6 protein-coding genes and 1 pseudogene are annotated in these 8,325 nt (G+C 72.6%); 1 reads left to right on the forward strand and 6 read right to left on the reverse strand.

The window, feature by feature from the left end; genetic code table 11:
* Positions 1 to 415 (reverse strand): annotated as a pseudogene (locus AR3_RS27785) (1-deoxy-D-xylulose-5-phosphate reductoisomerase); the annotation flags it as partial.
* Positions 415 to 2,052 carry a cytochrome bc1 complex cytochrome b subunit gene (qcrB, locus tag AR3_RS27790; protein WP_083952161.1) on the reverse strand — a complete coding sequence of 546 codons (1,638 nt, stop codon included), beginning with the start codon at positions 2,050 to 2,052 and terminating at the stop codon, positions 415 to 417. The gene qcrB and the pseudogene AR3_RS27785, both read right to left, overlap by 1 nt.
* Before the next feature lie 259 nt (positions 2,053 to 2,311).
* Here qcrB and AR3_RS27795 point away from each other — a divergent pair, with 259 nt between their 5' ends.
* Positions 2,312 to 2,863 carry a hypothetical protein gene (locus AR3_RS27795; protein ID WP_067918431.1) on the forward strand — a complete coding sequence of 184 codons (552 nt, stop codon included), beginning with the start codon at positions 2,312 to 2,314 and terminating at the stop codon, positions 2,861 to 2,863.
* Between the two features lie 17 nt (positions 2,864 to 2,880).
* Here AR3_RS27795 and AR3_RS27800 read toward each other — a convergent pair whose 3' ends face one another.
* The 4 genes from AR3_RS27800 to AR3_RS27815 form a co-directional block, all read right to left on the reverse strand.
* Positions 2,881 to 5,250 (reverse strand): ATP-binding protein, encoded by a 2,370-nt coding sequence (locus tag AR3_RS27800; RefSeq protein WP_067918433.1) that lies wholly within the window; start codon positions 5,248 to 5,250, stop codon positions 2,881 to 2,883.
* Between the two features lie 551 nt (positions 5,251 to 5,801).
* Positions 5,802 to 6,491: an ABC transporter ATP-binding protein gene (locus AR3_RS27805; protein WP_067918434.1), complete on the reverse strand. Its 690-nt coding sequence runs from the start codon at positions 6,489 to 6,491 to the stop codon at positions 5,802 to 5,804.
* On the reverse strand, positions 6,488 to 7,282 hold the full coding sequence (locus tag AR3_RS27810) for an ATP-binding cassette domain-containing protein (RefSeq protein ID WP_067918438.1): 795 nt from the start codon (positions 7,280 to 7,282) through the stop codon (positions 6,488 to 6,490). The genes AR3_RS27805 and AR3_RS27810 overlap by 4 nt, the downstream gene beginning before the upstream one ends.
* Positions 7,279 to 8,325, reverse strand: a 1,047-nt coding sequence (locus AR3_RS27815; RefSeq protein WP_067918436.1) for a branched-chain amino acid ABC transporter permease, incomplete at its 5' end; no start/stop codon positions are given. The genes AR3_RS27815 and AR3_RS27810, both read right to left, overlap by 4 nt.

The following is an 8,325-nucleotide window of genomic DNA, read 5'->3' on the forward strand; positions in this document are numbered from 1 at the left end:
CCAACGCCAGCACGCGCCCCGCGTCCAACGCGGCGAGCGTCGACGACAGGCCGAGCGCCCCGGTCACCCCGTTCAGCACCACGTCGCACGGCCACCGCGCCAGTTCGGCGACGGCGTCCGGGCCGGCCAGGACCTTGGGCGGCGCGGCCTCGCGGTCCGTGCACGCGGCGGCCAGCCGGGACCGCAGCTCCTCGGCGGCGCTCTCGTGCGGAACCGCGACGGCCTCGACGCCGAGCGCGGCCGCCTGCCGGGCGAGCAGGTCGACACGGCGGCCCCCGGCGGCCAGCCCGACGACCCGGAACCGCTCGGGATTGCGCGTGACGACGTCGACGGCCTGGGTGCCGATGGATCCGGTCGATCCGAGGATGACCACGTCGCGGCGTGCGCCGCCGCGCGTGGTCTCCTCAGCGGTCATCAGGCGTCCTCACCCGAGCCCTGCTCGATGGCCGCGGGCGTCTTGGCCATCGCGCCGCGCTTCAGGTGCCCGTCGCCGTCGCCGTTGGTCAGGGAGCCGTCGACGTACGCGCGGTTGAGGGCGACCCGCACCTTGCCGATCGCGCGCCGGGCGACCGGCGCGGGGACGCCGTTGCCGTCGGAACCGGCGGGGATGCGCGGCAGCGTCTTGCGGGCGCGCAGCTTGGGCAGCTGGTCGGCGGACGGCGGCTTGTGGATCTCGGTCATCGCGCCCGACGGCGACCGCTTGATCACGCCCGTCTCGACGCCGTGCGCCAACGTCTCCTGGTCCCGGCGCTGCAGGCCCAGGCAGAGGTGGCGCGTGATGAAGAAGGCCAGGACCGGCCCGGCGAGGACGGCGAAGCGGAAGACCCACGTGGTCGCGAACAGCGGGACGTGGAAGGTCTTGGCGATGACGTCGTTGCCGCCGGCCAGCCACAGCAGGCCGAAGAAGGTGACGCCGGCCGCCCCGATGCCGGTGCGGGTGGCGGCGTCGCGCGGCCGGTCGAGCAGGTTGTGGTAGCGCGGGTCGTTGGTGGCCCACCGTTCCAGGAACGGATAGAGCGCCAGCCCGGTGAAGAGCAGCCCCGGCACCACCAGGCCCGGGATGATCAGGCTGAGGGTCAGCGTGTGCCCGAAGGCGGTGATCTCCCAGGAGGGCATGATGCGCAGCGCGCCCTCCAGCCAGCCCAGGTACCAGTCCGGCTGGGATCCGGCGCTGATCTCCGAGGGCTGGTAGGGGCCGTACAGCCACACCGGGTTGATCTGCAGGAACGTGGCCAGCAGCGCGGTGACGCCGACGACGAACATGGCGAAGGCCGTGGTCTTCGCCACGAACACCGGGAAGAACGGCACGCCGATCTGGTTGCGCTCGGTCCGGCCGCGTCCGGGGAAGTGGGTGTGCATCACGCGCCAGGGCAGCACGATCCCGTGCAGCGGCACGAGCGCGAGCATGATCCCGGGGATCAGCAGCACGTGCAGGATGTAGAGCCTGGTCATCAGGTCCTCGCCGGGGAACTCCCCGCCGAAGAGGAAGAAGGCCAGGTAGCTGCCCACCACGGGGATCGCCATGACCATGCCGTGCGCGATGCGCAGCCCGGTGCCCGACAGCAGGTCGTCGGGCAGCGAGTAGCCCGCGAAGCCCTCGGCCAGGGAGAGCGCGAGCAGGGCGACGCCGAGGAGCCAGGAGACGTCGCGCGGTTTGCGGAATGCTCCGGTGAAGAAGATGCGGAGCATGTGGACCATCATGGCCGCGAGGAAGATGTTGGCGGCCCAGTGGTGGATCTGCCGCAGAAGCAGCCCGCCGCGCACCTCGAAGGAGATGTGCAGGACGGAGGCGTAGGCCTCGCTCATCCGCACTCCCTGCAGCGGCTCGTAGGCGCCGTCGTAGACCGTTTCCGCCATGCTGGGCTTGAAGAACAGGGTGAGGAACGCCCCGGTCAGCAGCAGGACGAAAAAGGAGTACAGCGCGATCTCGCCGAGCAGGAACGACCAGTGATCGGGGAACGCCTTGCGCATGGCGCGGCGGAAGAACGACGAGGATCCGAAGCGCTCGTCTATCGCGTCGGCCGCGCCGAGCACCTTGCCTTCCACTGACATCCGTGTACTCACCAGCCTTCGACAGCCCAGTCGGGACCCGAACAGCTCTCCATCTCCCGTGAAGACGCGAGCGGCCGCCGAAATGTGACATCGGGCGGCGGAGCCCGTGGTCGGGGCGGCGATGTCACGCCGAAAGGGGCGCCGCGCGTCTTCATTGGTGACCGGTCATGGCTCGGGCACGACCTGGCCGGCGGCCGCAGCTCTCCACCCCCGTGCGGTGCCCCGTCATGCGGGGCGAGCCCTTTCAGTGAGGTGAGACATGGACTCCGCTCCGGAGACCGCCTACGCCGACCCGAAAGCTTGGAAGGTCGACGCGGACGCCAGCGAGGCGACCCTGTCGCTGATGGACCGGCGGGGACCGCGTCCCCTGCTCCGGTTGACGGATTTCCACGGTTCCTTCTACCTGCGGCCGAACGGGGACTTGGCGGGGTTCGCGCTGCACCTGGAACTGCCCCCGGAGGCGAGGTCGTCATGGCCGGGCGGGCAGGCCGCGCCGTCGCTCTTCTGGGAGTCGGTCAACCTGCGGCCGTCGCGGGAACGCGGGCTGATCGGACGCGGCCGGCTCTGCCTGGGCCGCCGCGAGACGTGGTCGACCGTGTCGGGGATGTGCACGCGGGTGCCGTGCCGCGATTCCGAGCTGCCCTATCTGAAGATCGTGCTGGACACCATGTTCGCCTCGCTGGCGCTGCGCTGGCCGGCCGAGGCGGCCCGCCACTTCCGGCCGGTGACGCTGCAGCTGTTCACCGAGATCCGGCCGAGGGGCGGGTCCGCCCCGCGCCGGTCGGACGCTCCCCAGGGGCCGTCCGCCTGACAGGGCGGCCCGCGGTGTCAGGAGACCGTTCTCCGGTAGCCGGCGTTCTCCTGGGTCTGCCGATGCGTCACCCAGTTGGCCACGTGCACCCTCGACGAGCAGTTGAGCTTGCGCATGATCTTTCGAAGGTGGTTGACCGCCGTCCATTCGGCGATGCCCAGCCGCCGGGCGATCTCCCGGTTGGTCAGGCCGTGCGCGACCAGCTCGGCCACCTCGTGCTCGCGCTGGGTCAGCGGGCTCACCAGTTCGAGGTCGAACCTGCGGGGGGTTCTGGCGTCCTGGGGGACGGGCTGGAGGGCCGTCGCGATCGCGCGGCGCGCGGACGTGCGGCGCCCCTCGTCCCAGGCGGCGCCGAACGCGGCGCCGCCGAGCCGGATCCGGGCGCGCTCGACCAGGTCGTCGAGCGCCGGCCGCAGGTGGTCGGGCGCCGGGACGCCCAGTTCGCCGCGCAGGGCGCCCGCGGCCGACAGCAGCACGGCGCAGCGCCGCCAGCGTTCCCGGTCGCGGCCGTGGCGCGCCAGGATGTCCGCGGCGGTCTCCAGGCAGCCGGGCACCGCGGTCGCCTCGGTGCCGTCGGCCAGCAGCTCCAGCGCCCGGCCGACCAGTTCCTCGGCGCGGGACAGGTCGCCGCGCTGCGCGGCGACGCCGCCGAGCACGGCGCAGCCGATCGCCTCTTCCCGGGCGTCGCCGAGCCAGCGGAACGTCTCGATCGCCGAGTCGGCGAGCCGCGCCGCCTCGGCGAGGTCGCCGAGGTCGCGGCGCACCGCGGCCAGGTCGCGCGTCGCGCGGCCGTGCCCGTGCGCGTCCCCGCTCGAGCGGCGGGCCGCCGCGGCCTCGCGCAGCAGATCGGCCGCGGCGTCCAGGTCCCCGCGCAGGTACGCGGCCGTGCCGAGATGGTGCAGGCATGCGGCGGCGCCTCGGTGGTCGCCCACGGTCCGGCACCTCTCCCGCGCGCGTCCGACCCGTTCCTCGGCGTCGTCCTCGCGTAGCAGGACGCTCAGTTCCGCGGCCGCCTCCAGGGCCGCGGCCTCCTGCTCGCGGGTGAGGCCGCCCACCGCCAGGGCCCGGTTCAACCGGTCCAAACCGTCGCGCAGTCGACCCGACGCGATCAGGTACGGTCGCAGCGCGGTGGCCAGGGCGGCGGCCTCCCCGCCGTCGAAACGTTCCACGAAGAAGTCGAAGGCCGCCTCCAGTTCCCGGTTCCACCGGGTGAGCTGCCGGCTCCAGCTGCCCTGTTGCGGGCCGCGCAACTCGTGCTCGGCCGCCTGGGCGACCGCGAGGAAGTAGGCGGCGTGCGCCTGCTCCACGCGTTCCAGCTCTCCGGCCTGGCGCAGCGCGTTGAGCGCGAAGGAGCGCACGGTGCCCAGCATGGAGAAGCCGAGCTCGCCGTTGCCCTGGTCCTCCTGGGTCAGCAGGTTCTTGTCGACCAGGGTGGACAGCAGCGCGTCCACCGGCTCGGCGGACGGCGGCACCACCGCGTGGGCCGCGCTGATCCCGAACGCGCCGGTGAAGACCGCCAGCCGGATGAATCCGGACCATTCGGTCTCGGTGAGCCGGTCGCAGCTGCGCGCGATCGCGGCCTTCATGCTCAGGTGCTGGGACAGCGTGTCGGCCCGGCTTCCGTACAGGCAGTCCAGTCCCTCGTCCAACGCGTCGAGCAACGCGCCCGGCGTCAGCAGTTTCAGCCGGGACGCCGCCAGTTCGATCGCCAGCGGCAGGCCGTCGAGCCGCCGGCACAGCTCGGCGACGGTGTCCCGGTTCTCGTCGGTGAGGTCGAATCCCGGGCGCACCACCCTGGCCCGCTGCAGGAGGAGTTCGACGGACGGCACGTGCGCGAGGTGCTCCGGGGACGTGTCCGGCCCCGGGACCGGCAGGGGGGCGAGGCGGAACAGCGCACGCTCGTACAGGTGGGGGGCCTCCTGTCCGACGACCAGCACACGCAGCTGCGGGCATTCGGCGAGCAAGGGGCGGGCGAGGGCGGCGACCTCGTCCATGAGGTCCTCGCAGTGGTCGAGGACGAGCAGAGCCTCCCGGTCGCCGAACCACTCGGCGATGCGGGCCAGCGGGGGACGCCCCTCCGGTTCGAGCCGCCCGTCCGCCGGCTCCAGCGCCCGGCTCAGCCGTTCGGCCAGACCGGCTCCGCGCTCCAGCCGCCCCAGGTCCACGTAGCAGCCGCCGTCGAGCTTGGCGCACAGTTCCTCGAAGAGGGCGACCGCCAGTCGGCTCTTGCCGACGCCGGCCGGGCCGGTGAGCGCCACCATCCGCGCCGCGGGGGCCAGGAGCAGCTCACGCAGCGCCTCCAGCTCCGCGGCGCGTCCAATCAGCGGGCCGATGGAAAAGAACAGGTCGGCCGGACCGCGTCCGTCCGCACCGCCATCCAGTTGCACGAAGCGTGGCGTGGTGGGTCGCGTGAATCGTTGCATGGCATGCATAGCTGCTCATTTCCCGGCCTCGGACGAGCGCCCCCTGACATCACCCCGTCGACAGCCTGCGATATCACATGGATACGTTTCTACAATGAATACAGCATAACCACCCGATGTGACATCGACAACAACAAGTATTGCCATACATGTAACGAGGGGAAGGCCCGCGGCGGCCGAACCTACTCTTAAGAGAGGGTCGAGATTTACGCAGATGGGCACGCCCGCACGCGGCCCGACCCGACCACGGAACACACGAGGCCCAATATGCGAGCGCCAGGGTCACATATACCTTACCCCGCCATGATCATCAAGTGGCGGATCAGCAAATCCCTAATACGCCCTCACGCACAGTGACAATTGTCAGGCAGCACGGATTCGCCGTTCGGGGAAGTTCAAAAATCAACTGGATGCCTCCCTGGGCGCACCAGTCGAAGGACATGCGCGCCGGCGAGTACTCCGCCATTTAAGACGCACGGGGCACCCTCGCTGTGACATCGCCGCCGGGCGGACGGCTACAGATACGTTGACCGCATGCGGACGTCGGCGAGCATCCGGCCGGCGCTGCCCTCGAACACCACCGACCCGGCCTCCAGCACGCAGGCGCGCCCCGCCACCGACATCACGACCTCCGCCGCCTGCTCGGCGAGCAGGATCGCGGTGCCCATCGCACCGATGTCGCCGAGCCGCAGCAGGATCTCGTCGACGCTCTTGGGCGCCAGCCCGTAGGACACGTCGTCGATCATCAGCAGGCCGGGCCGTCCCATCATCGCCCGGGCGATGGCGCACATGCGCCGCTCGCCGTACGGCAGCGTGCCGGCGGCGCGGTCCAGGCGCCGACGCAGCACGGGGAACAGCTCCAGGACGGGCTCCATGTCGATCCGGTCCTCCCGCAGGGCCCCCAGCCTGAGGTTCTCCGCGACCGTCAGCCCGTCGAACAGCGCGCCGTCCTCCGGGACGAGGGCCAGACCGCGGCGCGCGAGCCGTTCGACCGGCATGCCGGTGACGTCCCGTCCGCCCAGCCGCACCGTCCCGCCCCGGACGGGGATCAGCCCGGCCACCGCGTGCAGCAGCGTGGTCTTGCCCGCCCCCGCCGGACCGACCAGCGCGACGATCTCGCCGGCGGCGACGTCCAGGTCCACGCCGTTGAGGACGCGGCCGCGCCCGGGACCGGCGACCAGGCCGCGCACCGACAGCAGGTTCATCCGCCCTGGGGACGGCCGTACCGGGCCCGCAGGCAGCTCTCGACCGCACGCGGATGCCCTACGACGTCATACGGAGCGCCCATCAGCAGCTTCCTGCCCTTCTCCATGGTCAGCACCTGATCGCTCACCGCCAAGATGATCTTCAAGACGTGCTCCACGCACAAGATCGTCATCCCCGAGTCGCGCAGTCGGCGCAGCACGTCGAGGCACTGCTCCGCCTCGGACGGCCGCAGCCCGGCCATCAGCTCGTCGAGCAGCAGCAGGCTCGGCCGCAGCGCCAGCGCCCTCGCCAGCTCCAGCCGTCGGGCGTCGGCCAGGCCCAGGCGATCGGGCGGCGTCCCGGGCGCGGCGGTGAACCCGACCTCTTCCAGCAGCTCGTCGGCGAGCGCGGCGACGGCGCGGCGGCCGCTTACGCGGTACCGGCCGTGCAGCACGCCGACGGCCACGTTGTCGCGGGCGCTCATGTCGGGGAACACCCGGGGGACCTGGAAGGTCCGCGCGACGCCCGCCGCGACCGCCTGCCACGGCCTGGCCCCGGTGATGTCGCGGCCGTGCACCACGACCCGTCCGCGCGCCGGGCGCAGCTGGCCGCCGATCACGTTGATCAGGGTGCTCTTCCCCGCCCCGTTGGGACCGATCACGCCGAGGATCTGTCCGGCCGGCACGGTCAGCGACAGGTCGTTCAGCGCCCAGCACGTCCCGAGCCGGACGGCCAGGTCGCGCACCTGCACGGCGGGCGCGTGCCCCTCCGGCGGACCCGCCGGGCCGAAGACCCGCCGATCGGCGCTCACCGGCGGCACCGCCGCATCATCGACAGCGAAGGCGCCCCGCGGGTGCGCCACGCCGACGCGACCAATCCCGTGATCCCCTGGGGGAAGAGGAGCACCGCCACGGCGATGCCCACCGCCATGACCAGCACGTGCACGTGCGGCAACGGCGCGTGCAGGAGAAAACCGAGCAGCAGCTGCGCGCCCGCCGCCCCGACCAGGGGGCCGACGACGGTGCCCCGCCCGCCCGCCAGCACCATGGCGATCACCATCACGGTGATCTCCAGGTCGAACGTCGCCTCCGGGTAGAGCACGGGCTGGTCGGCGGCGTGCAGTCCGCCGACCAGGGCGGTGAGCGCGGCCGACAGCACGAACACCCGGGTCTTGGTGCGCGCGACGTTCACGCCCAGGGCCGCCGCGCCGTCCTCGTCCTGTGCGATCGCGCGCAGCGCCCAGCCCGACCGGCCGCTCGACACCGCGGCGGCGGCCGCCGTGGCGGCGACGGCCAGCAGCAGGAGCGCCGCATAGACGGCGTCGGATCCGGGGAGCCCGGCGGACCGGCCGTCCCCGCCGACGGGGATGACGACGCCCGCCCCGCCGCCGGTCAGCCACGGCGTGTTGACCGCCAGCTCGCGCAGCGCGATGACCAGCCCGATCGTGGCGATCGCGAAGTAGTGCCGGCGCAGCCGCAGCAGCGGCGGCCCGATCAGGCGCGCGGCCAGGGCGCCGCACAGCCCCGCCGCGCAGAGGGCCCCCCAGAACGGCCAGTCGGCCTTGGCCATGAGCACCGCGACGCAGTAGCCGCCGAGCCCGCAGAACGCCACCTGCCCGAAGAAGGGGTATCCGCAGAATCCGCCCACCAGGTTCCACGCCTGGGCGAGCGTCACCATGCTGAAGGTCGCCTCCAGCAGGCGGACGTGCCCGGCGGGCAGGTGGGGGCGCAGGACGAGCAGCGCCGCCACCGCGAGCGCGGCCAGGCTCCACCCGACCGCCGCGGGCCGGACGCCGGCCGGGCGGGGGTCCGGGGCGTCCCCGTCCGCCCGCCCGGCCGCGGCCTTCGACGCCAG

The organism is Actinomadura rubrobrunea NBRC 15275 (assembly GCF_001552235.1).
Classification (GTDB): Bacteria; Actinomycetota; Actinomycetes; order Streptosporangiales; family Streptosporangiaceae; genus Spirillospora; species Spirillospora viridilutea.